20 protein-coding genes are annotated in these 26674 nt (G+C 64.9%); 15 read left to right on the forward strand and 5 right to left on the reverse strand.

What is annotated here, in order from left to right; genetic code table 11:
• The first annotated feature begins 196 nt into the window (after positions 1-196).
• Positions 197-2005 carry a methyl-accepting chemotaxis protein gene (locus tag ACTRWG_RS14755; protein WP_462829507.1) on the forward strand — a complete coding sequence of 603 codons (1809 nt, stop codon included), beginning with the start codon at positions 197-199 and terminating at the stop codon, positions 2003-2005.
• A gap of 538 nt (positions 2006-2543) precedes the next feature.
• The gene (locus ACTRWG_RS14760) at positions 2544-4787 is read left to right on the forward strand and encodes a methyl-accepting chemotaxis protein (RefSeq protein ID WP_462829508.1); all 2244 of its coding nucleotides are present in this window, start codon (positions 2544-2546) and stop codon (positions 4785-4787) included.
• A 186-nt stretch (positions 4788-4973) separates the two neighbouring features.
• On the opposite strand, the gene ACTRWG_RS14765 is transcribed toward ACTRWG_RS14760, so the two are convergent.
• The 4 genes from ACTRWG_RS14765 to ACTRWG_RS14780 form a co-directional block, all read right to left on the reverse strand.
• The gene (locus ACTRWG_RS14765; protein ID WP_462829510.1) at positions 4974-5612 is read right to left on the reverse strand and encodes a heme oxygenase-like domain-containing protein; all 639 of its coding nucleotides are present in this window, start codon (positions 5610-5612) and stop codon (positions 4974-4976) included.
• Positions 5609-7834, reverse strand: coding sequence for an ATP-binding protein (locus tag ACTRWG_RS14770; protein ID WP_462829511.1), 2226 nt, complete (start codon positions 7832-7834; stop codon positions 5609-5611). Before ACTRWG_RS14770 ends, ACTRWG_RS14765 begins: the two co-directional genes overlap by 4 nt.
• 402 nt (positions 7835-8236) lie before the next feature.
• The gene (locus ACTRWG_RS14775; protein WP_027234050.1) at positions 8237-11029 is read right to left on the reverse strand and encodes a bifunctional aconitate hydratase 2/2-methylisocitrate dehydratase; all 2793 of its coding nucleotides are present in this window, start codon (positions 11027-11029) and stop codon (positions 8237-8239) included.
• Between the two features lie 262 nt (positions 11030-11291).
• Positions 11292-12182, reverse strand: coding sequence for a LysR family transcriptional regulator (locus tag ACTRWG_RS14780; RefSeq protein WP_027234049.1), 891 nt, complete (start codon positions 12180-12182; stop codon positions 11292-11294).
• 115 nt (positions 12183-12297) lie between these two features.
• Between ACTRWG_RS14780 and ACTRWG_RS14785 the strand changes: the two genes are divergently transcribed.
• Together ACTRWG_RS14785 and ACTRWG_RS14790 are read left to right on the forward strand one after the other, a co-directional pair.
• On the forward strand, positions 12298-13848 hold the full coding sequence (locus ACTRWG_RS14785) for a proton-conducting transporter transmembrane domain-containing protein (RefSeq protein ID WP_027234048.1): 1551 nt from the start codon (positions 12298-12300) through the stop codon (positions 13846-13848).
• A 13-nt stretch (positions 13849-13861) separates the two neighbouring features.
• Positions 13862-16270, forward strand: a complete 2409-nt coding sequence (locus tag ACTRWG_RS14790; protein WP_462829514.1) for a YbcC family protein — start codon at positions 13862-13864, stop codon at positions 16268-16270.
• 122 nt (positions 16271-16392) lie between these two features.
• Here the strand turns inward: ACTRWG_RS14790 and ACTRWG_RS14795 are convergent, their stop codons facing one another.
• A complete protein-coding gene (locus ACTRWG_RS14795) occupies positions 16393-17421 on the reverse strand; it encodes a LacI family DNA-binding transcriptional regulator (protein WP_462829516.1) in 1029 nt (342 codons plus the stop codon).
• A 130-nt stretch (positions 17422-17551) separates the two neighbouring features.
• Between ACTRWG_RS14795 and ACTRWG_RS14800 the strand changes: the two genes are divergently transcribed.
• From ACTRWG_RS14800 to ACTRWG_RS14850, 11 genes are all read left to right on the forward strand, one after another.
• Entirely contained in the window at positions 17552-17737 is a 186-nt protein-coding gene (locus tag ACTRWG_RS14800; protein WP_259959581.1) for a hypothetical protein, read from the forward strand.
• Positions 17738-17760: 23 nt separating this feature from the next.
• Positions 17761-18906, forward strand: a complete 1146-nt coding sequence (locus ACTRWG_RS14805; protein WP_462829517.1) for a TRAP transporter substrate-binding protein — start codon at positions 17761-17763, stop codon at positions 18904-18906.
• Between the two features lie 111 nt (positions 18907-19017).
• On the forward strand, positions 19018-19530 hold the full coding sequence (locus tag ACTRWG_RS14810) for a TRAP transporter small permease (protein WP_027234043.1): 513 nt from the start codon (positions 19018-19020) through the stop codon (positions 19528-19530).
• Between the two features lie 13 nt (positions 19531-19543).
• Complete coding sequence (locus ACTRWG_RS14815; RefSeq protein ID WP_027234042.1) at positions 19544-20872, forward strand: TRAP transporter large permease; 1329 nt, start codon at positions 19544-19546, stop codon at positions 20870-20872.
• A gap of 12 nt (positions 20873-20884) precedes the next feature.
• Positions 20885-22192, forward strand: coding sequence for a histidinol dehydrogenase (gene hisD, locus ACTRWG_RS14820; protein ID WP_027234041.1), 1308 nt, complete (start codon positions 20885-20887; stop codon positions 22190-22192).
• Entirely contained in the window at positions 22185-22946 is a 762-nt protein-coding gene (locus ACTRWG_RS14825) for an SDR family NAD(P)-dependent oxidoreductase (protein ID WP_027234040.1), read from the forward strand. Before hisD ends, ACTRWG_RS14825 begins: the two co-directional genes overlap by 8 nt.
• On the forward strand, positions 22943-23923 hold the full coding sequence (locus ACTRWG_RS14830; protein ID WP_027234039.1) for an alcohol dehydrogenase catalytic domain-containing protein: 981 nt from the start codon (positions 22943-22945) through the stop codon (positions 23921-23923). Before ACTRWG_RS14825 ends, ACTRWG_RS14830 begins: the two co-directional genes overlap by 4 nt.
• A 30-nt stretch (positions 23924-23953) precedes the next feature.
• Positions 23954-24364 carry a universal stress protein gene (locus ACTRWG_RS14835; RefSeq protein WP_462829518.1) on the forward strand — a complete coding sequence of 137 codons (411 nt, stop codon included), beginning with the start codon at positions 23954-23956 and terminating at the stop codon, positions 24362-24364.
• Between the two features lie 37 nt (positions 24365-24401).
• Positions 24402-24908, forward strand: a complete 507-nt coding sequence (comD, locus tag ACTRWG_RS14840) for a sulfopyruvate decarboxylase subunit alpha (RefSeq protein ID WP_008558271.1) — start codon at positions 24402-24404, stop codon at positions 24906-24908.
• Positions 24905-25459: a sulfopyruvate decarboxylase subunit beta gene (gene comE / locus ACTRWG_RS14845; protein ID WP_435661655.1), complete on the forward strand. Its 555-nt coding sequence runs from the start codon at positions 24905-24907 to the stop codon at positions 25457-25459. The genes comD and comE overlap by 4 nt, the downstream gene beginning before the upstream one ends.
• A complete protein-coding gene (locus tag ACTRWG_RS14850) occupies positions 25459-26571 on the forward strand; it encodes an alpha-hydroxy acid oxidase (protein WP_462829519.1) in 1113 nt (370 codons plus the stop codon). Before comE ends, ACTRWG_RS14850 begins: the two co-directional genes overlap by 1 nt.
• Positions 26572-26674: the final 103 nt, after the last annotated feature.

Here is a 26674-nt window from a genome sequence, read left to right on the forward strand (position 1 = left end):
TGAACCGTCGTTCGCAAGGCCGGATTTTCTGCTCTTTTAACGCGATCCGGCGGGCAGGCGCGGCTGCCGTTACCGGATCTTTAGGGCATCCGCGAAACACTCTTGCAACCTACCGGCAGTTCCGCGGCCTTGCGGCGCGGGCCGGGCGCCGTACCTGTGCGGCGCAAACAGTGGTGAGTTTGCTGCGGAGTGTTTTATGGGTAACGGTTCCAAGTCCCTGCTGTTCAGACTGACCATCCCGGTTGCCGCGGTTCTGATGCTGTGCCTGGCGGCAGGCTGGCTCCTCATTCCGCGGGCCATCGAACGCAACACTGTTGCGGCCGCAACAGATGGCGCTGTGCATGCGCTCAATCAGATAAAAACGGTCGTGGGGAATGACCCCCGCAATGTCAGCGCGGACGCAAGCGCCTCAGGCGCCTTGACCGGCGGCGTCCCGGGCTCCCTCTCCGTCTACAGCGCCAGTCCCGTTCCCGGGCTGGCCGGCCCGGAGATGGATGGGTTCATGCAGGCAGCCTCGGATCATCTGAGCAGCAATCCCGAAGGCTCATATGCCCGTGTCGTGACCCGCGACGGGAAAACCTTGCTGCGGGCTGCCGCAGCCGGCCGAATCGCGGCAGGGGACGCGGACGTACCCGTAGTCATCGAACTCCGGCAGGACATCACCGGCTCTCTGATGGCGTCTGCCGCCATCGCACGATGGATTCTCGCCGCTCTGACACTTGCAGGCGCGATCCTGCTGGCGGCGGTTGCCCTTGCGGTGCGCCCGGTCATCCGCCCCCTCAAGCAGATCCGCGCCGCCATCGAGGCTGTCAACGCCGGCGAACTGGATCGTGTGATCGGAGAAGCAGGCCGTAAGGACGAAATCGGCGCAATCGGCCGTGCCATTGCGGAGATGCAGAACGGCTTGAAAGCGGCCCGGTCCGCGCAAGAGCAGCACGGCGGGACGCTCCGCCAACAGCAGCAGCAGGATGTGGTCGATGCCTTGCGCACCGGGTTGTCGCGCCTGTCCAAGGGCGATTTCACATATCAGATCAGCGGCCCCTTCCCGGAGGAACACGACGGCCTGCGCAAGGACTTCAACCTGACTGCCAAAACGCTGAGTTCCACCGTGGCCCAGGTTGTCGAGGCGTCCAGCAGCATCCGCAGCGGCGCCGCAGAAATCAGCCAGGCCTCCGACGACCTGTCGCACCGCACCGAGAGCCAGGCTGCAACTCTGGAGCAGACCGCCGCGGCACTGGACCAGCTGACCGCATCGGTGAAATCCGCCGCCGAGGGCGCCCGCAGCGTCGAGGCCACCATGGAGGAAGCCCGCACCGAGGCAGAGGGCAACCACGGGGTTGTGCAGGACGCCGTCGCCGCAATGGCAGAAATTGAGCAGAGCTCGAACCGGATTTCCAAGATCCTCGGCGTGATTGACGATATCGCGTTTCAAACCAATCTGCTGGCGCTCAACGCAGGCGTCGAGGCGGCGCGCGCAGGCGAGGCCGGCAAGGGCTTTGCCGTAGTCGCCTCTGAGGTGCGGGCCCTGGCGCAGCGGTCTGCCGATGCCGCTACGGAGATCAAGACATTGATCGGGGACAGCTCCAGACACGTGCAGCAGGGTGTCGATCTTGTCGGCAAGGCCGGCGGCGCGCTTCAGAGCATCGTCGAGCGGGTGACACAGATTGCCCAGCTGGTCTCCGGCATCGCCCAAGGTGCGGCGGAACAATCGACCGGGCTGAGTGAAATCAACGCCGGCGTCACCCAGCTGGACCAGGTGACCCAGCAGAACGCCGCAATGGTGGAACAGGCCACTGCGGCGGGCCACATGCTGAATTCCGATGCCACCAAACTGGCAGAACTGGTTGCCGGGTTCCAGGCCGCAGACGGTCAGGCGGCCCCTGCCGCCGCACCCGCCGCTCCGCCTCCGCCAACGGCGCACGGGGAGGACACCTGGGAGGTCCAGGCCAGCCCGGCCCCTGCAGCGGCGGCAGCCGCCGCCCGCAATCTCTGGCAGGATTTTTAAACCGCAGCCCAGCCCCGCCTGCTGCTGCCAGCGGTCACCTCCGCGCTGCACCAGCCCGGACAATCAAACGGCCCGCGCTTGGGCGCAGGCATCAGTGACGCAGGCCTGCGCCCGGCGGCCACTCTTGGCCAGACCCGCGGCAATGTTCGCCCCCTTAACGATGCCGACTGCAAACAAGCATCCGCCAGAAGGTTACCCCTTGCGCAGCCGCAGCCTATCCGCCGGCCCCCAGTCTCCGCGGACTGCTTTTGCAAGATCATCAAATCTGAATATGACCAGACTAGCCGTTTTGCGTCACCATCCTCCGGACGTTTCGAAAAGATGCAAACGGAATGCCGATAATAATATAGGGTATCACCTCCTGTTCTGCGCATTCTGCCGCACTTCAAATTTGCGGCATAAATTTCCACTCATTTCCGGAAAACTTCATTTATGGTGCCATTGCGGTACACACTTTTTCAGGACTTTGCTGATTAACACTCCTGTATGCGCCCCTCTCAGACCAGGGCGCGACGCCGATTGCAGGAGACTTTCGCCAATGCCCCGGACCACGAAACTGCCGCTGAAACTGAAACTGCCGATGATCATGGTGGCGCTGACGGGCGCGTTTCTCGTCACCGTGTCCCTGCTGGTCTATTCAATGGCAGAGCGCAGCATCCGGGAAAACGCCTTTGCCGCGCAGGAGATTGAGGCCAAGTCCGGCGCCCAGGCGCTGGAGTTCCTGATCAAGGCCGCACGGTCAGATGTGTCGAGCCTGGCCGGACAGCCGGCCGTGTTCCGGGCGATCGGCAACTTCGAGCGGGTGATCGGCATGGTCGAGGAAGACGACCCCGTCGCCTATCTGAAACAGACCTACGCAGAGGCGAACCCGCATCCCGCGGACCAGCGGGAGGAACTGACGGACGCAGGCGACGGCAGCTATTACAACCAGTCGCATACCACCTATCACCCCACCTTTCTGCAAAGCCTGCGCCTCAACGGCTATCAGGACCTCTACCTGATCAGCGCCAAGGGGCAGGTGGTGTATTCGGTGAAAAAGCAGGGCGATTTCCTGACGGATATTCAGCCTGGTTCGGACAGCGGGCTGGCCCAGGTGTTTCAGGCCGCCCTGCAGGCCGAGGCCGGCACCGTTGTGGCAGCGGATTATGCCGCCTACAGCCACAGCGCAGAGGGCGTCGCAGCCTTCATGGCCGCCCCGGTGTTCTCCAAACGCAAGGAGGTGGTCGGGGTGATCGCGGTGCAGCTGGGAACGGCGGGGGTTGTCAACGCGCTGACCAGCAACCTGTCGGGCGGCAGCCATCAGAATATCTTTGTGGTCAGCAGCGATGGTCTGGCCCGCAGCCCGTCGTCCGCGGCAGGGCTGTTCCCGGTGCTGCAGGCAATGCCGGACACACCGCAGATCCAGGCCGCCAGGGCACGGGAAGCCGGCCAGTTCGAAGGCGTGGCCTCCTCGCTTGGCGAGCGCGCCTTAGCCTTGGTGATGCCGCTGGATCTGCCGGGGTTTGACTGGTCACTGGTGCTGGAAACGGATGAGCATACCGCCTTTGCCGTGGTCGAGCGGATCCGCCTGACGGCCGCCGGGCTGATCGGCGCGGCGCTGCTGGCGGCCATTGGCGTATCCTGGCTTGCGGCCCGCAGCGTCACCCGGCCGATCCACGCGCTGCGCGAAGCCACCAATGCGCTGGCGGACAGCAATTACGAGACTGCAATCAGCGGCCGCGACCGCGGCGACGAACTGGGCGACCTGGCGCGAAGCCTCGACAGCTTCCGCGGCAAGCTGAAAGACGCAGACGAGGCCGCCGCGCGCGAGGTGGAGGCGGCGCGCCATACCGCGGCGGTGGTCGACAGCATGAGCGCGGCGCTGTCCGAATTGCAGCGCGGCAACCTGGCCTGTGACATTCAGGCCCCGTTTGCGGTCCAGTACGAGGCGCTGCGGGAAAACTTCAACCGCAGCCTCGAGAAACTGCGCAGTTCAATGGCTCAGGTTGTCGGCGCTGCGGAGAATGTCGGCCGTTTCTCCGAAGAGCAGCGCGGCGCCGCCACGGAAATGGCGCACCGGACCGAAAGCCAGGCGGCGACGCTGGAGGAAACCGCCGGCGCGATCCGCGAGCTGACGGAAGGCATCCGCTCGACCGCGGAACGGGCGGGCAAGATGGATGAAACCATGCGCGGCGCCCGCAGCGAGGCGGAACAGAGCACCGAGGTGGTGACGTCAGCGGTGGAGGCGATGGACCAAATTCAGGAAGCCTCGTCGGAAATCTCCAAGATCATCAACATGATCGACGACATTGCCTTCCAGACCAACCTGCTGGCGCTGAACGCCGGGGTAGAGGCCGCGCGGGCGGGTCCGGCCGGAGCCGGGTTTGCCGTGGTCGCCTCCGAAGTGCGGGCCCTGGCGCAGCGAGCCTCCAACGCGGCCGGGCAGATCAAGGGGCTGACCAGCGCCAGCGAGGAGCATGTGGCCAATGGGGTCTCAATGGTCGGCCGTGCAGGCGATGCCCTGACCAGCATCATCGAGCAGGTGTCGGCGGTGTCCGGCCTGGTTACCGACATTGCTGACGGCGTGCGCGCCCAGTCCCGCGGGCTGGAGAAGATTGATGGCGCCATGCATCAGCTTGACAGCATGACCCAGCAGAACGCGGCCATGTCAGAAGAAGCCGCGGCGGCCAGCCAGCTGCTGCAGAACGAATCCCACAGCCTGACAGGGATTGTCGGCAGCTTCGATCTGGGCGCTGCCGGCCCCGCAACCCGTCACGCTGCCCCGCAGCGTCTGAGTGCCTGATGCAGCCGGCCGCAGCAGCCCCGCGGGCGTGTCCGGCGGCCGCCCTGCACCGCCGGGATCAAAAGCCCGCCGCTTCGGGCCACAGACCGGGGTCCCGGCGCGCAACCTGGATCCGGACAGGCGGCTTACAGACTGAAGACGCAGCTGCGCTTGGCCCCGTTCCGGCAGACCGGCCGCAGCCGACGCTTACCTTGAGGCCGGTTGCCAGGCTTGGCGGCTGGCGGGCGGGATTTTAGTAGCCCCGGAGGGAATGGCGGCCCGGCAAATCTCCAGCTGGAAATCGGCGAGCAGCTTGTAATTGCGGAAGACTTCCTTGGCACCCTGCGCAAGCAGCGGCAACTCGGCCGCCGGGACCGCATCAAGCAGCCGGCACAGGTACTGCCAGGCCTCCGTGTTGCGGGGCATAAGAAAGGACCGGGGAGCCGAGGGCACAGCGCGCCTGACAGACTTGGCGAGCGAGGCAGCCCCGAATGCGGAGCCATGAATGACGTAAAGCGCGCCAAGCAGGCCCGCTTCGGTTGTCAGATGCGCTTGTCCCTGCGGCGGCGGCAGGCACGCCTGATCACCCAGATCCCTCGCCAGGTCCTGAAGATGGTCCGACAAAGAAATCTCCGGCCAGATCTGCCGGCTGGCCCGGCTGGACTCGACCACCGCCGCGGCTGAATAGGTTATTGCCGCGGTTGCCCTCAGTTCCTGGCAGGTCAGATCCGGTTCCGGCAAGCGCCGGTAGAGCGGATGCTTGTGCAGGTCCAGATGCAGACGGTGCGTGGCCTCACGAAGCCACACGCGCGCGGATCGCCGGGCGGCGTCCTTCGGGCGCGTCATTGCAGCGGAGCTTTCGGCAACTCCATGACAAACCGCGCGCCGGTCTCGGAGGTCTTGTCGGCAAAGATGCGCCCGTTGTGCAACTTGACGATCTCGGCGCAGATCGAAAGGCCAAAGCCGGATCCCTCGGCCTTGTCATCTGTCACCAGCCGCTGGGACGGCTCGAAAATCCGCTCCGCGTATTGCGGCGGGATGCCGGGGCCGTTGTCCTTAATCACAATGCGGTGCCAGCTGCCGTCATCCTCTGACGAGACCGCAATCCGAAGCGGCCGGTCCGCAGAGCGGCCGTATTTAAGCGCATTTCCGATCAGGTTCAGGAACACCCGGATCAGCAGGTCCGGCGCGGCGACGCAGGACGGCAGGCCGTCTATCCGGACCTCGGCATCCGCCGCCGCGATGTCATGCCCCAGCAGCTCAATCGCTTGCTGCGCCAGCAGGCCCAGGTCCACAGTCACCATTTTCGGCTTTTGCTCCTGCAGGACGGCGAGTTCCAGCAGGCTTTCGGTCAGGCGCTGCAGCTTTTTCGCCTGCTGCGCGGCCAGGTGGCGGTGCTCTTCAACGCTTGCGGGGTCGGCCTCATCCTCTTCCATCCATTGCAGCGCCGAGCTTATGCCCCGCAGCGGCGCCTTGAGGTCATGCGCCGCCATATGCGCAAAGCGGCGCAGCGATGAGTTTTCCTCCTTCAGCAGCAACTGGGAAGAGATGATGTCCAGAAACTCCTGGAAGATTTCGCGCGCGGCCTGCAGCTCAGCCTCCTCCCAGGGCAGGCTCTGGTCGCTATGCTCTTCGACCCATTTGTCGAACGACGTCCGCGGCCCCAGGGTGACACCCGTCTTTTCATCCGCCACCATCTTGGCATCCGGGCGCCCGGCCCAGGTCACCTTTTGCGTGATCGGCCCGCGGAACCAGATGAGCTGGCAGACCCGGTGCACGACAATCGGCTGCACCAGCACCCCGCAGGCGACGTCCTTATAGGGCGCCGAGTCCGGATAGATCGACTGCAGCGAGATCGTCTGAAACTGATCCTCCCCAGTCAGATTGTCCTTGGTCCAACGGATCAGATTTCGGATGAACTCCGGCGGCGGCGTTTCGCCGGATGTGTGCAGGTTAAGCCCGTACTGAAAGGCGAACCCGTCGGCGCGCAGGAATTTCTGCAGCACCGGGACAAGCGTTTTGATCACGTCCTCAACGTCGCCGGTCTGGCGCAGTTCGGCCGCAAAGTTGCTTTCGATCCGCCGCAGCTGCGAGATCATGTCCGCGGTTTCCGTGCGTTGCGCCTGGTCGTAGCGCAGCATCAGCGCGGTTCCGATTTCCTGTGCCAGGGCCCAGCTGTCCGAAGGCACAATCGCCTCGTCGACGTGGTGGCAGGCGATCAGGCCCCACAGCTTGCCCTTGTCCATCAGACTGCAGGAAAATGACGAGAACGCCCCGATGTTGCGAAGATAGGCGGTGTGCATCGCAGAGACTGCGCGCCCCATCGACCAGGTCATGTCCAGCTCGCCGGCGTGACCGGCCAGCGCGCGGATTGCCACGTTTTCGTCCTGAACCGACCCCACGAACCGGTAGGGCACGATGGTCATCAGCTCCCGGACCTGTTTGGGGATATCGGTATCGGGAAAGTGCATTCCCAGCATCGACTCCATCCGGTCGTCCCGCGATTCCGCGATTGTTGAACCTGACCAGTCGGGCAGGAAGCGGTAGATCTTGACCCGGGACATGCCTGTCAGATCGCGCACCGCATTGGCGGCGACTTGCATCGCCTCCTCGAAGGTCACAGCGCCCATGATCTGCGAACAGGCCGACCCGCAGCGCCGCATCCGTTTCCGCACCAGGGACGCCGACGGCGCTTCGTTGCGGATGAACTCGACAAAGCGGCGGCTCGCGTGCGTGTGGGTGACGACATCATAGACAGCGCCATCCGCCTCAAACTGCGCATCAAGGATTTCGTGGGATATGTGCGGGCTGTCCGTCAGTTCGGCCAGCTGCCCGGCGATATCCTCCGAAACGGTCTCGATACCCGCGCCAAGCAAGGCGTCAGCTGGCATGCCGATGATTTCATGGAGGTTTTCTGACACGCCAACGATGCGGCCATCGGTATGGTCCAGAACCAGCAGGCCGGTGCCCTTCTGGATCATTCCGATCATATGGACCGGTTCACGGTCGCAGGTGTCGAGATTGGTCGCCGGGGTCCGTTCAAAGAATCTGGAGAGAGAAAGGTTCATGAGCTGTACCTCGTTGGACCTTTTTCACCTTAAAGAAGGAGTATGAAAAAGCAATTACCGTTTAACGTGTATTGCTTCCACGGGGGCCAGCGCCCGGGCCTGCTGCAGAGTCCAGTGCCGCTCGACCAAACTAACTATGTTATTTCATACACTTAGCAGCACACCTTTGCGCGAGTCGGGCCCGGCACCTGCCGCAATCCGGCAAAGCCGCGCCAGTCAGTCTTCACTCATCAATTAACATAATCATGATTACAGGCGCCCGAGGCCGCGGCGGGTGGAGGTCAAACCCGGCCGGTTCCTGAAAGTCTCGCCGCAGGGCAAGGGTTTGCACCTGCCCGGCGGCGCGGGGGTTTTCAGCCGCCGCGAACCGCGGCGGCTGAAGCCCAAAGGTAACAGCCGGCGTCAGAAATGAACCGAGCGCGCGCCAGCGGGTTTTTCCAGCGGCGGTGCGAACTTGGTCAGGTCGATCCCCTCCACGGCGGACTTGTACTCGTCCATGCTCGGGGTTCTGCCCAGGATCGCCGACAGGACAACAACCGGCGTCGAGGCCAGCAGGGACTCGCCCTTCTTGTCTGCGCTGTCTTCCACGACGCGGCCCTGGAACAGGCGCGTGGACGTGGCCAGAACCGTGTCGCCCTTGGCGGCCTTCTCCTGGTTGCCCATGCAGAGGTTGCAGCCCGGACGCTCCAGATACAGGATGTTCTCGTATTCGGTGCGCGCCTTGCTTTTCGGCATCAGGTCGTCGAACTCAAAGCCCGAGTAGCGCTGCAGGATTTCCCAGTCGCCCTCTTCCTTCAGCTCATCAATGATGTTGTAGGTCGGCGCCGCGACAACCAGCGGCGCGTTGAATGCGACCTTGCCGGATTTCTTCTCCAGGTTCTTCAGCATTTGCGCGACGATCTTCATGTCGCCCTTGTGCACCATGCAGGAGCCGACAAAGCCCAGGTCGACCTTCTTGTCGCCGCCGTAATAGGACACGGGGCGGATGGTGTCGTGGGTGTAGCGCTTGGAGACATCCGCGTTGTTCACGTCGGGGTCCGCGATCATCGGCTCGTCGATTGCGTCCAGGTCCACGACGACTTCGGCGAAATACTTGGCATTGCCGTCCGGCGCCAGGGCCGGGTTTTCGCCGGACTTGATTTCGGCGATGCGCTTGTCGGCCTTGTCGATCAGGCCCTGCAGGGTGCCGGCCTCGTTGTCCATGCCCTTGTCGATCATCACCTGGATGCGCGACTTTGCCAGTTCCAGCGAGCCCACCAGCGTGTCGTCGTTGGAGATGCAGATGGAGGCCTTCGCCTTCATCTCTGCGGTCCAGTCGGTAAAGGTGAACGCCTGGTCAGCCAGCAGGGTGCCGATGTGCACCTCGATCACGCGGCCCTGAAAAACGTTGTCGCCGTGCTGCTGCAGCATCTGCGCCTGGGTGGCGTGCACCACGTCGCGGAAGTCCATGTGGTCCTTCATACGGCCCTTGAACGTCACCTTGACGGACTCGGGGATCGGCATGGTGGCCTCGCCGGTTGCCAGCGCCAGCGCCACGGTGCCGGAGTCGGCACCGAAGGCCACGCCCTTGGACATGCGGGTGTGGCTGTCGCCGCCGATGGTGATGTCCCAGTCATCCACGGTGATGTCGTTCAGCACCTTGTGGATCACGTCGGTCATCGAGTGATAGACGCCCTTCGGGTCCCGCGCCGTGATCAGGCCGAACTTGTTCATGAATTTCATGAGCTTGGGAATGTTGGCCTGCGCTTTCAGATCCCAGACCGAGGCGGTGTGGCAGCCGGACTGATAGGCCCCGTCCACGGTCGGCGAGATGACGGTCGCGGCCATCGACTCCAGCTCCTGCGCGGTCATCAGGCCGGTGGTGTCCTGGGAGCCGACGATGTTGACCTTCACGCGGGCGTCAGACCCTGCGTGCAGGACCGTATCCCCAGCCACGCCAACAGCGTTCTTGTTAAAGATCTTCTCGACCGCGGTCAGGCCCTGGCCCTCATGCGACACCACCTTGGACGGCGCAAAGACCTGTGCCGGCTCAACGCCCAGGGTCTCGGCCGCAAAGCTTTGCAGCTTCTTGCCGAACACGATGGCATAGGAGCCGCCGGCCTTCATGAATTCGACCTTCTGCGGGGTGAAGGCAGAGGAGACATCCGCCAGCTCTTCGCCGGTCTCAGCGCGGCAGAGCTTCTTGGTCTTGGTGTTGATCGACAGAACGGTGCCCGTTTCGACAGAGTACTTCTGCTCCAGGATCGGGTTGCCGTCGTTGTTCAGAATCGGATTGCCGTCGGAGTCCGTTTTCTTGACCCAGTTCTTCAGGTCGAGCCCGATGCCGCCGGTCACGCCGACGGTGGTCAGGAAAATGGGAGAGATGCCATTGGTGCCTGCGACAACCGGCGCAATGTTCACGAACGGCACATAGGGGCTGGCCTTCTTGCCGGTCCACAGGGCGACGTTGTTGACCCCGGACATGCGGGAGGACCCGACGCCCATCGTGCCCTTCTCCGCAACCAGCATCACGCGCTTGCCCGGGTGCTGCAGCTTCAGCGCCTCGATTTCCTGCTGGGCCTTCTCGGAAATCAGGCATTTGCCGTGCAGTTCCCGGTCCGAACGGCTGTGCGCCTGATTGCCCGGCGACAGCAGGTCGGTGGAGATATCGCCCTCGGCAGCGACATAGGTGACGACGTCGATCTTTTCGTCAATGTCCGGAAGCTTGGTGAAAAACTCTGCCTTTGCATAGCTTTCCAGAATGTCCTTGGCGATGCCGTTCCCGGCTGCATACGCCTGCTTCAGACGGTCGGTGTCTGCCTCATACAGGAAGACCTGCGTCTTCAGCACCTCAGCCGCCTGTTCCGCCACCGCGGCATCCTCGCCAAGCGCCAGATCCAGCAGCACCTCAACCGACGGGCCGCCTTTCATGTGGGACAGCAGCTCGAACGCGAAACCGGTGGAGATTTCCGGAACCTCGGCCTGGCCCAGGATGATCTCTTTCAGGAACTTCGCCTTGACGCCTGCGGCGCTCGTGGTGCCGGGCAGGGTGTTGTAGATCAGATAGTTCAGGGAGTCGTCGCGGTGCGCGTTTCCGGTGTCCCTGATTTGCGCGATCAGCTCTTCAACCAGCGCGCCATCGTCGATGGGCTTGGGGTTCAAACCCTGCTCTTTGCGGGTTTCGATCTCATTGAGGTAGTCTGTGTAAAGGCTCATGGCTGTCCCGGCGAGTAAGCGTTATAAGAAGCTTGCACCCCGGGTCCGGCAGCCGCTGCCAACACCCCGGATGCTATTTGTATGCCGCGGTATACGAAAAGATCCGGCTTGGCAATATGGCGGTGAGTGGCAAGTTGACCCACGCGCCCTGCCCCGGCACAGCGCTGCGGGCCCGCGGCCTCGTATCCGGCAGCGGATTGCCAGAGTGAAGCATTTTTTCAAACGTGACGAATCCCCGCAGCGGCCCTGACCGGTCAGAGGCTCAGGGCAGCGGTGCCGGATCAAAGCTGCTCGCCAGCAGCTCCTGCACAACCGGGTTGGGAAACCGGCGGCGCAGGGTGATGGCGTAAAACGTCTCCCTGATCCGCGGATGCTCCCGGGCTTCCACCAGCCGCCCGGAGGTCAACTCATCCTGAACCACAATCGGCGCCACCAGGGCCAGGCCGATGTTTTCCCGCGCCAGCAGGCGCATCATCGCCATATCATCCACCTCTGCCGCCACTTGCGGGCGCACCGACAGCCGGCTGGCCATGGCATCGAAGGCTGTGCGCAGGGTGTTGTCGGTGGTGGGCAGAATAAACGGGTGTTCGCCAAGCAGTTCACGGATAGGCCGGTCCGGGTCGAACCGTTCCGGGGAGCCAACGATGCTGACGGCCTGTTCGGCGATCTGATGGGTTTCATAGGGCGCCAGACTGTCGTCCGGCGGCTCCCGGTTCATCAGCACCAGATCCAGGTTGAGCGTGCCCAGCCCCTCCAGCAGTTCCGCCGGGCTGCCGGAGCGCAGGATCACCTCAACATCCGTCCGCGCCAGGATCGGGCGCAGGAAACCGATCTGGAAATTACGGGACAAGGTGGCCAGCGCCCCCACGCGCAGCGCCTGACGGGTGCGGCCTGTCTCCTGCAATGTGGCGACCAGTTCCTGCCCGGCGGTAAAGATCGCATCCGCATGGTCCAGGGCGATCCGGCCCGCCTCGGTCAGATGCAATTGCCGCCCGCGGCGCTCGAACAGGGCATGGCCCAGACGTTCCTCCAGCTGCTTGATCTGAACGGACAAGGCAGATTGCGACAGGTTCAGCTGCTGCGCGGTCCGGGTCAGGTTCCCGTCGTGCGCAACCGCCCAGAAATAGCGGAGGTGGTGATAGTTCAGCGGCATATCGTTCTATTTATTAGAACACAATCAAACAAACAATGAATTTTTTATAACTAAAAACTTGCCCTATCTCCTTCTGGAACGCGATTCCGCCTGCTGAGACCAAGGAAATTGAACCATGAGTCACCTGTTTCTGCCACTTCTAAGCCCGCTTATCCTGCTGGCCGCCGCGGTCTATGCGCGCCAGACACCTGGCCGCCGCCCCGCCCTGCTGCCCCGCTTGGCCGAATGGTCCGCGCTTGCCGCCTTTGCCGTCTCGGCCCTCTCAGCCGTCCTGCTGCTGCTTCACGGCCCGGGAAACTCGGCGCTGATCGGCCTGTGGGGCGTGGGGATTTCCGTCCGGCTGGACGCGGTCAGTGCCACCATGCTGGTGCTGGTAAGCTTCATCGGCTGGATCGTCATGCGCTACGCGGCCACCTATATGGACGGCGAAGCGCGCCAGGGCGCGTTTACCGGCTGGATGTCGGCGACCTTGGCCGCGGTTCTGCTGCTGGTGATGTCGGGCAACCTTATTCAGCTTCTGGCGGCCTGGGTGGCAACCAGCCTGCTGCTGAACCGCCTGCTTCTGTTCTATCCGGAGCGCACCACCGCCCGGCGCGCCGCACGCAAAAAGGCCGTTGTTGCGCGGGCAAGCGAATTCGCGCTGGCAGGCGCGGTGCTGCTGCTGGTGCTGGGCTACGGCACGTCCGACATCTCCGCGATCCTGGCCGCCGCGCAGCCGGGCCCGGCGACGGTTGCCGCGGCGCTGCTGGTTGCCCTGGCGGCGGTGCTGGCCTCGGCGCAGTTTCCGGCCCACGGCTGGCTGACCGAGGTGATGGAGGCCCCGACCCCGGTTTCGGCGCTGCTGCATGCGGGTGTCATCAACGCGGGCGGCTTCCTGCTGATCCGGTTTGCCGATGTGATGCTGGCCGCGCCGGGTGTTATGGCGCTGCTGGTGATGCTGGGCGGCTTCACCGCGCTGTTCGGCGGGCTGGTGATGCTGACCCAAGCCGCGGTCAAGACCTCGCTGGCGTGGTCCACGATCGCGCAGATGGGCTTTATGGTCATGCAATGCGGCCTGGCACTGTTCCCGCTGGCCCTGCTGCACATCGTGGCGCATTCGCTGTATAAGGCGCACGCCTTCCTCAGCGCGGGCGAGGCGGTCCGCAATGTTGCCGCCATCCGCCGCCCTGGCCCGGTCGCGGTGCCAAGCGCCCGCAACGTGCTGCAGGCCTTTGCCATCGGCATTGTGATGTACGGGCTGATCGGCGCGGTCTTCGGCTTTGACGGCAAGTCGGTTCAGGCCATCGCCCTGGGTGTGATCCTGATCTTCGGCGTCGCCTACATCCTGGCACAAGGTTTTGCCGATGCAGCCCCCGGCGCGCTGACCCGCCGCACCGTGATCTATGCCTCCGCAACCTCGGTGGGCTACTTCCTGCTGCAATCTGCAGCCCTGCACATGACGGCCGGCACGCTGCCCCCGGCCCCCGCCCCGGGCCCGCTGGAATGGGCACTGATCGTTCTGGCGCTGCTCAGCTTCGGCGCGGTTGCCGTGGCGCAGGCAACCTTCCCGCTCTGGGCCACGCATCCGGCCGCCTCCGGCCTGCGCGTGCATCTGTCCAACGGGCTTTACGCAAACGCGATCTTCGACAGGCTGCTGGACGGCTGGTCGAACCGGAAAACCGCCTGAAACGGAGCGAGACATGTTTACCAAGCACGAAACCTACCCCGCTGCCCTGCTGGAATTTGTGGCTGAGGCGAACAAGGCGGTGAAAGCCATCCCGCCGCTGTTCCCGCTCTCATCCAGCGTTGCGGTCAACCCTTTCCTTGGCCAGACCGGTGAACCCCTGGCAGTGGCGGCCGCGCGCATGGCGCGGGTCGCCGGTGCACGGATCACGCCGGAGCGCGCGCATTGGGCGGCCAAATTCGACGCCGGAGAGATCGGCGTGGAGGATCTGCGCGATGCGCTTGCCAGTGCCGAAACCCGCTTTGGCCAGCCGGATCTGGACACCGTCAAGGCGGCGCTCAGGACCGAAAGCGCACCGCTGAGCGCGCTGCCCACGGTGGCGGAACTGGCGGCGGATGTGTCCGGCATCGACTGGCCCGGCCTGATCGAGGAGCGGATCGGCGTTTGGGCGTCCAGCCACTTCGATCAGGGACAGGCGCTGTGGCAGCCCAACCGCACCGGCGGCGCGTTCAGCGCCTGGCGCGAATTCGCCTCCCGCGATCTGACCCCGGAAATTCACGGCCTCAAGGGCTTCGGCGCCTTCGTTGCCGCCACCAACCGGTCCCACTGGCGGGCCATCGGCCGTGCGTCCGAGGCCCTCGGCGTGTCGGCCGGGGCCGCCGGCACCGCCTACCACAGGTGGCTGATCACCCTGGGCGGCTGGGCGCAGTATGCGCGCTATCTGCTGTGGCAGGCGGAACTGGACGGCAAGGCCGACAACACCGCGGCAGAGCTGCTGGCGATCCGGATGGTGTTCGACGAGGCGCTGTTCCATCTTTACAAAGAGCAGATTGCCAGCCGCTGGGCAGAGGTCGCCGCACAGCACGAAATGCCGGTGACCCCCAGCCGGGATCTGGTCATCGACGCGGTGCTGCAGGACGCCGCCGAGCGGGCGCAGCAGCGCAAGCTTTCCGGTGTCCTGACCTCGCGCCAGCCGCGCCTGACCGCGGGGCGCCCGGCCGTGCAGGCGGCCTTCTGCATCGACGTGCGCTCCGAGGTGTTCCGCCGGATGCTGGAAGCGCAGGATGCCGGGATCGAAACCATTGGCTTTGCGGGCTTCTTCGGCCTTGCCAGCGCCCACCAGGCCGCCGGGTCGGACGTGACCGAGACCCGCGGCCCGGTCCTGCTGCAGGCCGGCGTGTCCTCCAAGGCTGCCGAGCCGGACACCGCCGATCAAAACCGCCGCTATGCGGCGCGGGCCAAACGCGCCTGGGGCCGGTTCAAGCTGGCGGCGGTCTCCTCCTTTGCCTTTGTCGAGGCGACCGGCCCGCTGTACGTCAGCAAGCTGCTGCGGGACTCTCTTGGCCGCCCGGCGGGCGCCAAGCCCGACCCCGCGCCGCAGCTTGACCCGTTGATCGGCCTGGACGTCCGCATCGGCATGGCGAAATCCGTGCTGGCCGCGATGTCCCTGACAGAGAATTTCGCGCGGATCGTGATGCTGGCGGGCCACGGCGCTGACGTCACCAACAACCCGCACGAAAGCGCCCTGCAGTGCGGCGCCTGCGGCGGCCATGCCGGCGACGTGAACGCGCGCCTGCTGGCCGGGCTGCTGAATGACGCCCAGGTGCGCGAGGGGCTGCAGGGCGAAGGCATCAGCATCCCCGCCGATACGCTGTTCCTGCCGGCGCTGCACCACACCACCACCGATGCGGTCACACTGTATGAGCAGGATCTGCCGAGCCAGGACTGGAATGCGGATGTTGCCCAACTGAAGCGCTGGCTGGACGGCGCCGGGCGGCTGGCCCGCGCCGAACGCGCCGCCAGGCTGCCCCGGGCCAAGGGGGAGGCGGACATTGCCCGCCGGGCCGGCGACTGGGCCGAACTGCGCCCCGAATGGGGCCTGGCCGGCTGCCAGGCGCTGATCGCCGCCCCGCGCCAGCGGACGGAGGGCGCGGACCTGTCCCGCAGCACCTTCCTGCACAACTACGACTGGCAGGCCGACGAGGGCTTTGGCGTGCTGGAGCTGATCATGACCGCCCCGGTGCAGGTCGCCAGCTGGATCAGCCTGCAGTACTACGGCTCCACCGTGGCACCACAGCTGTTTGGCGGCGGCAACAAGCTGCTGCACAACGTTGCGGGCGGCATCGGTGTGCTCGAAGGCAACGGCGGCGCGCTGCGCCCTGGCCTGCCCTGGCAGTCCGTGCATGACGGTGAGGACTTCCAGCATGACCCGCTGCGCCTGACCGTCATCATCGAAGCCCCGCGCGAGGCGATGACGGATGTCCTGAAACGCCACGCCAATGTCAGGGAACTTTTCGACAACCGGTGGCTGTCGCTGATTGCGATGGACAGCGAAGGCAAGCTGGCCTGGCGGTATGACGGCGAACTGAAATGGTCGCCGTTCCAGCCGGAAGACCAGCGCCGCCGCGCAATCGCGGCGGAGTGACCGCAACCGGCGGCAAGCCACTCAAATGCGATGGAAACCGGCAGGTCCGCTTGCCGGTTTCCATACGCGCCGGGACAGCTGCTGCTGCGCGCAGTTATGGTATCAAAAGGCTGATGCCGTGCTTATGACGGGTCAGGCGGCGCAGCCAGCGACTGCCGCGCCACAACATGCGTGCTGATGCAGACCGGCTGCCCAGCCGATGTGCCTTCGACCATCGCCACCAGCTCCCGCGCGGCCTTGCGGCCCATCTCGCGGTGCGGAACATGAACGGTGGTCAGCGCCGGGCTGACAATTCCGGCCAGCTCAATGTCGTCGAAGCCGGTGACGGAGACCTGCTCCGGCACCGCAATGCCCATCCCCTTTGCCTCGCGCAAGGCTCCTGCCGCCAGCACATCGTTGCCGCACATCACCACAGTCGGGCGCGGGTCCAGCGCCATCAGCTGGCGGAACGCCTCTGCCCCTTTGTCGATTTCATAAGGGGTTTCGATCAGGGTCAGCGCCCCCTCCCCCAAGCCGGCCGCGTGCAATGCCTGCCTGACGCCCTCCACCCGGCTCAGCGCCCGGTCGTTGCCCTGCGTCAGGCCGGAAATCATCGCAACCCGCCGGTGGCCCGCGGCAAGCACGCTGTCCGCCAGCTCGCGCATGGCGCTGGCATTGCTGAACCCGACAGAGGGCCGCAGCGCGTCCGGCGCATAGGACCAGGCAACCAGCGACGGAACCTGATGCCGGTCGAGGTAGTCGTAAATCTCCGGGTCGCGTTCATGCCCGATCAGCAGCAGCCCGTCTGCACCCCGCGCCACCAGGGTGCGGATCTGCTCGCGTTCGGCCTCCGGATCATAGGCCGAGCTGGACACCAGAAGCGTATAGCCGCGCTCCCGCAGCTCATCCTGAAAGGCCTGCAGGCCGCGGGCAAAGATCGCGTTGTCCATGGTTGGAATGATCGCCCCGATCGTGAAGCTGCGCTTGGCCGCCATCACCCGGGCCGCGAAATTCGGCGTATAGCCCAGTGATTCGACCGCCTGCAGGACCCGCTGGCGGGTCGTCTCAATCACCCGTTCCGGCGAGTTCAGGCAGCGCGACACCGTCGCGGTCGACACCCCGGCCTCCCGTGCAACATCGTTAAGTGTCGGAGCTGAGCGGGTTTTTCCCATGTCACGCCTGCCATTCCATTGCCCCTGTCTTAGCACAAAATACGGCCGTTGCCATCCACTCATGTAAGCGCTTGCATTATTGATGTAAGCGCTTACAAATGGTGTTGGGATCAAAAATCGGGATCTGCTGATGTTTCTCTTCGCTGCTGCAGCCGTCTTTACCTTGTTCTTTGCCAATGTCGCCCTGGGCGCGTTTGGCGGCGGCGGTTTCCTGAGCGATGTCGGAGAGATGCTGGTTCTGTTTGCGGCGTCGGTCCTGTTCGTTGCCGCGATCCTCAAGCGCGAGGCTGACCACAAGAACAAGAACGGCAGCTGACGGATTTCCAAGGGAGGAAGACAATGACGAATGGCAAGGATGGCCTCAAATCTGCTGAGCGCCGCAATTTTCTGAAACTGGCCTCGGCCGGCTCTTTCACCGCAGCGCTGGTGGCGGGTGCAGGCGGTGTGCTTTGGTCGTCCGAGGCGGCCGCCCAGACTGCCAAAGAAGAGAAGGAGCGCGAGCGCGCCGCCGAGCACATCATGACCTTGGCGACCGCATACGTGCTGGGCGCCTCGCGCAGCTATCCGATCATGCAGCTGGATTTAAAAGAGAACATCCAGAACGCCACCAACGGCAAGATCTACGTCAAGCTTGCCCCTGGCGGCCAGCTTGGTGCGGGCGGCGCGCTGGTGCAGAAGGTTCAAGGCGGCACCATCCAGGCCGCGCAGCATTCGCTGTCGAACTTCGCGCCCTTCGCCTCCACCGTTGACCTGATCAACATGCCCTATCTTTGCGGCTCCAACCAGCGGTTCACCAATCTGGTGAACTCCGGTTTCTGGAAGACCGAGGTGCATCCCAAGGTCGAGGCCGCCGGTTTCAAAGCGCTGTTTTATGTCAACATCGACCCCCGTGTGGTCGCGGTGCGCAAGGGCGGCAACGCGGTGATGTCGCCGGGCGACATGGCGGGCGTGAAATTCCGGGTGCCGGGCTCGAAGATGCTGCAGCAGTATTACCGCATGGTCGGCGCCAACCCCACGCCGGTGGCCTGGGGCGAGACTCCCTCGGCGATCAAACAGGGGGTGGCGGATGCGCTCGATCCGTCCGTCGGGGCGCTTTATGTCTTTGGCTTCAAGGACATTCTCAGCCACGTGACTTTTACCCAGGCGGTGCCGGACAGCCAGGTCTATTCCTGCAATCTTGAGTGGTTCAACTCATTGCCGGCGGACGTGCAGGACGGTGTGATGTGGGGCTCGGAAATGACCGCGCATCAGAACCTGTCCAAGGTGCCCTCCGCCCGCGCCTATGCAATGGCGGAACTGGCCAAGGCGGGCGTCGAATTCCATGCGCTGAGCGATGACCAGCTGGCCGAGTGGAAGGACGCCGGCGGCTATCAGCGCAGCGAGTGGGATGCCTTCAAGACCGAACTTGCCGGGTCGATGGACAATTTCGCCAAGCTGGAAGAGGCCGCAGGCACCCAGGGCAAATACTACGTCCACGACGCCTGAGCGCTGCAGGGGCGCGCGCCGGACACCGGCGGCCGCCCGCTTTCGAAATCGCCGCTTCTGCAGCAGCCTGCCGGCTGGCTGCGGGGGTGTGCCTGAACCCCGGGAATAGCGATGAAGATCCTGCAAACGATAGACAAGAACGCAGAGCGCTGGCTGCTGCTGACCTTCTACGTGATGCTGGTCATCACCATGGCGATCGAGGTGATCCGGCGCGAGCTGTTTGCCTATTCCTCGATCTGGGGCGAGGAGATCGTCCGCTATTCCTTTATCTACCTGGCCTGGATCGGCGCCGCGGCTGCGGTCAAGGAACGCGCCCATATCCGCATTGACGTGCTGATGCACTACCTCGGCCCCCGGCCCAAGGCGCTGCTCTACATCTTCGGCGATCTGGTGATGTTCATCGTCGCCCTGGTGGCGCTCTACTGGTCGTTTGAGACGGTGCTGGTCTCGGCCAAGTTCGGATCGGTCAGCCACGGGCTGCGGGTCTCCATGGTCTGGTTCCTGATGGCGGTGCCCGCGGGGTTCACCCTGATGGTCTGGCGCCTGCTGCAATCCTTCCTGCGCGACTACCGCAGCCTTCGCGACGGCACCCCCGTCTTTGAAGGCGACAAGCTGTTTGATTGAGGGGCCTTAAGCGATGCTGTGGAATTCACTCAACCAAACAGTCGAACTGGGCTGGGACTTCTATCTGCCGGTGATCATGTTCGTGGCGCTGATTGCGCTGGCGGTGCCGGTCTGGGCCGCTATCGGCGCGGCGGCGATCACCATGCTGGTGATGTCGGGCGACCTGCCGCTCAGCGCCATCGGCGAAAGCCTGTTCACCGGCATCGACGCCTTTGCCCTGACCGCGGTGCCGCTGTTCATCCTGACCGGCGACGTGCTGGTGCGCACCGGGCTCAGCAAGAAGTTCCTCGATGTGGCCGAGGCGCTGACCTGCTGGACGCGGGGCGGCTTCGGCTCTGCCACGGTGCTGGTCTGCGGCATGTTTGCCGCAATCTCCGGCTCTGACGCCGCGGGTGCGGCGGCAGTCGGGCGGATGACCATCACCCGGCTGGTCGAAAGCGGCTATCCGCGCCCCTATGCCTGCGCCCTGGTGGCCGCGGGTGCCTGCACCGGCATCCTGATCCCGCCCTCCATCGCCTATATCATCATCGGCCTGGTGCTGGGTATTTCCGCCTCCACCCTGTTTCTGGCGGCGCTGATCCCCGGCCTCGCGATCCTGGTGTCGATCCTGATCACCAACATCATCATGAACCGGCTTTATACCTATGAGACCGGCGGCAACATGGGGCTGGGCGAGTGGCTGGGCAACCTGGGCCATGCGCTGAAATCCGGGTGGTATGCCTTCATCGTGCCGGGCATCATCTTCTACGGCATCTTCTCCGGCCGCCTGACCCCGACCGAGGCCGGCGCCACCGCCGTGGTCGTCACCATCCTGATGGGCTTCCTGCTCGGCACCCTGAAACTGTCGGACTTCCCGGCGATGCTGGTCAGCTCCGCCAAGGTGAACGGGGTGATCCTGCCGATCATCGCCTTTTCCGCCCCGCTGGCAGAGGCACTGGCCATCATGGGCGTGCCGCAGGGGTTCGTGACCGCGGTTACCGGGCTGACCGATGATCCCTCGGTGCTGATCCTGCTGATGATCTGCATCCTGATCGCCGCGGGCTGCGTAATGGAGACGACCCCCAACATCGTGATCCTGGCACCGATCCTGAAGCCGCTCGCGGACAACATCGGCATGAACGAAATCCAGTTCTGCATCATGATGATCACCGCCTTGGGGGTGGGCTTCATCACCCCGCCGCTGGGCCTGAACCTGTTCGTTGTCTCCGGCATCACCGGCGAGTCCATCCTCAAGATCGCCGCCCGCGCCATCCCCTTTGTTCTGACCATGCTGATCGTGGTGCTGCTGATCGCCTACATTCCGCCGATCTCGACCACGCTGCTTCCTGATATCTTCAAATAGGACCCCCTGGAAATGACCCGAGAATACCTCAAGAAGGCCGACCTGACCCCCAAGTCGGATGCCTCCGAGACCCATAAGACCGTGCAGGGCATCCTGGACGACATCGAAGCCGGCGGCGACGCCAAGGCGCTGGAATACGCCGCCAAGTTCGACCGGTACGAAGGCAATGTGCTGCTGACGGAAGAGGAGATCGAGGCCGCCTGTGCGCAAGTGCCGGAGAAACTGAAGGCCGACATCCGGTTCGCCCACGACAATGTGCGCCGCTTTGCGGAGCTGCAGAAAAGCACGATGCAGAATGTGGAAACCGAAATCTCTCCCGGCTTCATCACCGGGCAAAAGGTGATCCCTGTGGATGCGGCGGGCTGCTATGTGCCCGGCGGGCGCTACAGCCATATCGCCAGCGCCATCATGACGGTGACCACCGCCAAGGTTGCGGGCTGCAAGCACATCGCCGCCTGCTCGCCGCCGCGCCCCGGGGTGGGCGTGGCCCCCGCCATCGTCTATGCCGCCCATATCTGCGGCGCGGACCAGATCATGGCGATGGGCGGCGTGCAGGGTGTGGCGGCCATGACATTCGGCCTCTTTGGCCTGCCCAAGGCCAATATCCTGGTCGGCCCCGGCAACCAGTTTGTGGCCGAGGCCAAGCGCATCCTGTTCGGCCGTGTCGGCATCGACATGATCGCAGGCCCCACCGACAGCCTGATCCTGGCCGACGGCACGGCGGATGCGCACATCGTCGCCACCGATCTGGTGAGCCAGGCAGAGCATGGCTACAACTCGCCGGTCTGGCTGGTGACCGATGACCGCACCCTTGCGGAAGAGGTGATGCGGCTGGTGCCCGGCTACATCGACGACCTGCCGGAGGTGAACCGCGAGAACGCCACCGCCGCATGGCGCGACTATGCCGAGGTGATCCTGTGCGCGGACCGCGAGGACATGGCGGCCTGTTCCGACGAATACGCGCCGGAGCATCTGACGGTGCAAGCCGCGGATCTGGACTGGTGGCTGCAGCGGCTCACCTGCTACGGCTCGCTGTTCCTGGGCGAGGAGACCACGGTTTCTTACGGCGACAAGGCGGCGGGCACCAACCACGTGCTGCCGACCTCGCGCGCGGCCAGCTATACCGGCGGGCTGTCGGTGCACAAATACATGAAGATCGTCACCTGGCAGCGCGCCACCCGCGAAGGCTCCAAACCGGTGGCCGAGGCCACGGCGCGGATCGCCCGGCTGGAAGGGATGGAGGGCCACGCCCGCGCCGCCGACGTGCGGCTGGCCAAGTATTTCCCGGACGAAACCTTTGACCTGACCGCCAATGGCTGACCCGCGCGCCCTGTTCGATCTGACAGGCCGGACCGCCTGCATCACCGGCGCCAGCTCCGGCCTGGGGCGGCGGGCGGCCCTCACGCTGGCCGCCGCCGGGGCGCAGGTGGTCGCAGTGGCCCGCCGGGCGGAGGCGCTGGAAAGCCTCTGTGCCGAGATCGGCCCGGCTGCGGCTTATGCGGTCGCGGATGTGGCGGACCGCAGCGCGCTGGAGGCGCTGCGGGACACCGTCACGGCCCCCTTCGGCGCGCCGGACATCCTGATCCACGCAGCCGGCGTCAACACGCGGCAACCCGCAGATGCAGTGACGGCAGAGGGTTGGGATCAGACTGTGGCGCTGAACCTGTCGGCGCCCTTCTTCCTCAGCCAGGCGTTTGTGCCCGCGATGCAAAAGCAGGGCTGGGGGCGGATCGTCAACTTTGCCTCGCTGCAGACCACCCGCGCCTTTCCCGGCGGCATCGCCTATGGCGCCAGCAAGGGCGGGATCGGCCAGCTGACCCGCGCCATGGCAGAGGCCTGGTCGTCCCATGGCATCACCGCCAACGCAATCGGGCCGGGGTTTTTTCCGACCGAGCTGACCCAGGCGGTGTTCGGGGATGACACCCGCGCCGCCCGCAACGCCGCGCAAACCTGCATCGGCCGCAACGGCCGGCTGGAGGATCTCGACGGGCCGCTGCTGTTCCTGTGCTCCGAGGCCTCGGCCTATGTCACCGGGCAAATCCTGATGGTTGACGGGGGGTTCACCGCGAAATGAAAGCCTTGGTTTATGAAGGGGTTGAGACGCTGGCGGTCCGTGATGTGCCGATGGCCGCAGGCCAGCCGGACGAGCAGCTGATCCGCGTCCATGCCTCCGGCATCTGCGGCTCGGACATGCACGCCTATCTGGGCCACGACGCCCGCAGGCCCGCACCGCTGATCCTCGGCCACGAAGCCGCGGGCGTGATCGAGGACGGCCCGCAGGCGGGCCGCCGGGTGACGATCAATCCGCTGGTGACCTGCGGCAGTTGCGCTGCCTGCGCATCGGGGCGCGAAAACCTCTGCGCCAGCCGCCAGATCATCTCGATGCCCCCGCGCGCGGGCGCCTTTGCCCAGTTTGTGGCGTTGCCGGAGCGTAACCTGGTGACCGTGCCGGACGATGTGCCGCTTTCAAAGGCCGCGCTGGCCGAACCGCTGGCAGTCAGCTGGCACGCCGCCCGGCTGGCGCTGGAGGCGCTGCATCCGGACACCGAACGCCGCGCGCTGGTGATCGGCGGCGGTGCCATCGGGCTGGCGGCGGCACTGGCGCTCAGGGCGATGGGGGTGGAGGATGTGACGATCCAGGAACCCAACGCCGCGCGCCGGGCCTTCCTGACAGACCGCTGCGGCCAGCAGGCAGTGGCGGAGTTTCGGGGCATGGTGCCGCTGGTAGTGGACGCCGTCGGCTATGCCGCCACCCGCACCGCCGCCTCAGCCGCTGCTGCGCCCGGCGGGGTGATTGCCCATGTCGGCCTGGGCGAGGACACCGGCGGCCTGGATATCCGCCGCATGACCCTGCAGGAGATCACCTTCATCGGCACCTACACCTATACCGCGCAGGACTTCCGCGACACCGCGCAAGCGATCTTTGACGGCCGCCTTGGGCTGCTGGACTGGCCCGAAACGCGGCCGCTGTCAGACGGCGCTGCTGCCTTTCGCGACCTGCGCAGCGGCGCGGTGGCGGCGCCCAAGATCATTCTCGACCCCTGGGCCTGACCGCGCGCCCCAAACAAAAGGAGAGCAACCATGTATGACAGTATCCTGGTTCCCATGGCCCTGGATCACGGGGTGTCCGGAACAACGCTGAAGGCCGCCGCCACCCTGTGCAACCCCGGCGGGCAGATCACCGCGCTGCATGTCTATGAGCCGCCGCACAGTTCGGTCACCGCCTACCTGGACGAAGACACCGTGCGCGAAGGCTTTGACAAGGCCCGCGAGGCGCTGGCCGAAAAAACCGCAGGCCACGGCGATGTCACGGCAGAGATCATCAAGGGCCGGTCCTACCGCGCTATCGTCGAATACGCTGAACAGCACGGCATGGACTGCATTGTCGTCGGCTCCCACAAACCGGGGCTCAGCGACTTTTTCCTCGGCTCAACCGCCGCCCGCGTGGTCCGCCACGCGCCTTGCGCGGTGCATGTCTGCCGCACCTCGTGACCCCGAAACAAGACCCCCGAAGCAAAGGCAACCGACCATGAATATCGACAAGAGGATCGCCGACGATCTGGCGGCCAACGGCGTCTCCTTCGTCACGACCGTGCCCTGCAAGCAGCTGGCCGGCGTGATCGAGGAGATCGACCAGCGCGACGACATCTTCCATATCCCCTCCAACAAAGAGGATGAGGGCATGGGGCTGTGCGCCGGCGCCTGGATGGGCGGCAAGCGCCCGGCCATCATCATGCAGAACACCGCCATCGGGGTCACCATCAACACGCTGGCAACGCTGATCCAATACTACCGGATGCCGCTGCCGATGCTGATCTCCTACCGCGGCGAGCTGCGCGAGCCGGTGGCCTGCCAGGTGGAAATGGCGGTGCATACCAAGGCGCTTCTGGCGCAGCTCAACATTCCCACCTACCACTTCCACTGGCAGCGGGACGTCGAGGAATTCGACAACATCCTGAAATACACCTTCATGTGCAACAAACCCGTTGCCATCCTGACCGACGCCAACTTCTGGGGAGGCTATGGCGACCAATGATCCGTTCCGAAATCCTGAAAGAGATCGCGCCCATCCTGCGCGACGAACTGGTGGTCTGCAACATCGGCATTCCGTCGCAAGAGCTGCACGCGATCGACGACCAGCCCAGCAATTTCTACATGCTGGGCACCATGGGGCTGGCGTCCTCCATCGGGCTGGGGCTGGCGCTGGCGCAGCCGAAACCGGTGATCGTGATCGACGGTGACGGCTCGATCCTGACCAACCTCGGCACCTTGCCCACCATCGGCAACAACGCGCCCGGCAACTATATCCTGATGATCATCGACAACGGCTCCTATGGCTCCACCGGCGATCAGCCGACCTATACCAGCCAGCGCACCGATCTGGCCGGCATGGCCCGCGCCGCCGGCTGCGCCCGGGTGGTGGAGGTGCAGGACAAGGACACCGGCGCGGCGCTGGAGGAGGCGCTGGCCAGCGGCGAGGCCACAGTGCTGGTGGTCAAATGCGACAGCGGCAACGCGAAAATGCCGGTGATCACGATGGATCCGGTGGTGATCCGCGACCGCTTTATGAAGGCCGTGGCCGGCTGATGGCCGCAGGCGCCATCCATTCGGCTGAGGACGCCCGCCGCCTGGCCCGGCGGCGGCTGCCCTGGATGGTGTTTGATTACATTGACGGGGCCGCCGGGCAGGAAACCGGGGCGGCGCGCAACCGCGCGGCCCTGGATGCCCTCACCCTGCGGCCCCGCATCCTGCGCGATGTCAGCCGGCGCTCGCTCGCCACCCGGATTTTCGGCGCCGAGGCCGACCGGCCCTTTGGCATTGCCCCTATGGGCATGTGCAACTTGTCGGCCCCCGGCGCCGACCTGATGCTGGCCCGGCTGGCGGCGCGCTACCGGGTGCCGCACGGGGTTTCCACCGTCGCCTCCACCCCTTTGGAAACCATTCTGGAAGCGGCAGAGGGCTATGCCTGGTTCCAGCTCTATTTCAGCGGCGACGGCAGCGGCACCTTCAAGCTGGCCGAGCGCGCCCGCGCCGCTGGCTATCAGACGCTGGTTCTCACGGTCGATGTGCCGGAGGTGGGCCGCCGCCCGCGCGAATTGCGCCATGGCTTCAAGATGCCCTTCCGCATCGGCCCGCGGCAGTTCCTCGATTTTGCCCTGCACCCGCGCTGGTCGCTGGCCACCCTGCTGAAAGGCAAGCCGGTGATGGCGAATTTCGAGATGGAGGGCTATGACTTCGACCGCACCGAAAGCCGGGCGCGCGCCACCTGGGACACGCTGGCCCGGCTGCGCGATGCCTGGCCCGGCAAGCTGGTGGTAAAGGGTGTGCTGGACGTTGAAGACGCCCGCGCTCTGGTGTCGGCGGGCGTGGACGCGATCCAGGTTTCCAGCCACGGCGCCCGTCAGCTGGAGGCCGCGCCTGCGCCGATAGTGATGCTCAGGAAAATCCGGGCGGCGGTCGGGCCGGACGTGCCGGTTTTTTATGACAGCGGCATCCGGTCGGGCGAGGACGTGCTGAAGGCGCTGTCGGCCGGGGCGGATTTCACCTTTCTCGGGCGCATCCTGCAATTTGCCATTGCCGCAGGGGGTGAGGCAGGGCTGCAACAGTTGTGGGAGGCGCTGAGCGAAGAGCTGAGCATCGCCATGGCGCAAACCGGATTGACATCATTGTCAGCTGACAATTTTCTGGGACGGTCATAGCAGCGCGCAACGGGGCTGCATTTTTTATACTTAAAAACAAATGCTTGCCCGGCGACTTGCCCCCACGTCTCGCAGGGCGGCAAGCAACCGGTGCAAATGCAGG

Source organism: Leisingera sp. G5_S3_59_S7, from assembly GCF_054968485.1.

What these genes read in the sequence shown, in the direction of transcription:
- ACTRWG_RS14755 (WP_462829507.1), top strand. Translation starts at nt 197, where the DNA reads ATGGGTAACGGTTCCAAGTCCCTGCTGTTCAGACTGACCATCCCGGTT.
- ACTRWG_RS14760 (WP_462829508.1), top strand. Translation starts at nt 2,544, where the DNA reads ATGCCCCGGACCACGAAACTGCCGCTGAAACTGAAACTGCCGATGATC.
- ACTRWG_RS14765 (WP_462829510.1), bottom strand. Translation starts at nt 5,612, where the DNA reads ATGACGCGCCCGAAGGACGCCGCCCGGCGATCCGCGCGCGTGTGGCTT.
- ACTRWG_RS14770 (WP_462829511.1), bottom strand. Translation starts at nt 7,834, where the DNA reads ATGAACCTTTCTCTCTCCAGATTCTTTGAACGGACCCCGGCGACCAAT.
- ACTRWG_RS14775 (WP_027234050.1), bottom strand. Translation starts at nt 11,029, where the DNA reads ATGAGCCTTTACACAGACTACCTCAATGAGATCGAAACCCGCAAAGAG.
- ACTRWG_RS14780 (WP_027234049.1), bottom strand. Translation starts at nt 12,182, where the DNA reads ATGCCGCTGAACTATCACCACCTCCGCTATTTCTGGGCGGTTGCGCAC.
- ACTRWG_RS14785 (WP_027234048.1), top strand. Translation starts at nt 12,298, where the DNA reads ATGAGTCACCTGTTTCTGCCACTTCTAAGCCCGCTTATCCTGCTGGCC.
- ACTRWG_RS14790 (WP_462829514.1), top strand. Translation starts at nt 13,862, where the DNA reads ATGTTTACCAAGCACGAAACCTACCCCGCTGCCCTGCTGGAATTTGTG.
- ACTRWG_RS14795 (WP_462829516.1), bottom strand. Translation starts at nt 17,421, where the DNA reads ATGGGAAAAACCCGCTCAGCTCCGACACTTAACGATGTTGCACGGGAG.
- ACTRWG_RS14800 (WP_259959581.1), top strand. Translation starts at nt 17,552, where the DNA reads ATGTTTCTCTTCGCTGCTGCAGCCGTCTTTACCTTGTTCTTTGCCAAT.
- ACTRWG_RS14805 (WP_462829517.1), top strand. Translation starts at nt 17,761, where the DNA reads ATGACGAATGGCAAGGATGGCCTCAAATCTGCTGAGCGCCGCAATTTT.
- ACTRWG_RS14810 (WP_027234043.1), top strand. Translation starts at nt 19,018, where the DNA reads ATGAAGATCCTGCAAACGATAGACAAGAACGCAGAGCGCTGGCTGCTG.
- ACTRWG_RS14815 (WP_027234042.1), top strand. Translation starts at nt 19,544, where the DNA reads ATGCTGTGGAATTCACTCAACCAAACAGTCGAACTGGGCTGGGACTTC.
- hisD (WP_027234041.1), top strand. Translation starts at nt 20,885, where the DNA reads ATGACCCGAGAATACCTCAAGAAGGCCGACCTGACCCCCAAGTCGGAT.
- ACTRWG_RS14825 (WP_027234040.1), top strand. Translation starts at nt 22,185, where the DNA reads ATGGCTGACCCGCGCGCCCTGTTCGATCTGACAGGCCGGACCGCCTGC.
- ACTRWG_RS14830 (WP_027234039.1), top strand. Translation starts at nt 22,943, where the DNA reads ATGAAAGCCTTGGTTTATGAAGGGGTTGAGACGCTGGCGGTCCGTGAT.
- ACTRWG_RS14835 (WP_462829518.1), top strand. Translation starts at nt 23,954, where the DNA reads ATGTATGACAGTATCCTGGTTCCCATGGCCCTGGATCACGGGGTGTCC.
- comD (WP_008558271.1), top strand. Translation starts at nt 24,402, where the DNA reads ATGAATATCGACAAGAGGATCGCCGACGATCTGGCGGCCAACGGCGTC.
- comE (WP_435661655.1), top strand. Translation starts at nt 24,905, where the DNA reads ATGATCCGTTCCGAAATCCTGAAAGAGATCGCGCCCATCCTGCGCGAC.
- ACTRWG_RS14850 (WP_462829519.1), top strand. Translation starts at nt 25,459, where the DNA reads ATGGCCGCAGGCGCCATCCATTCGGCTGAGGACGCCCGCCGCCTGGCC.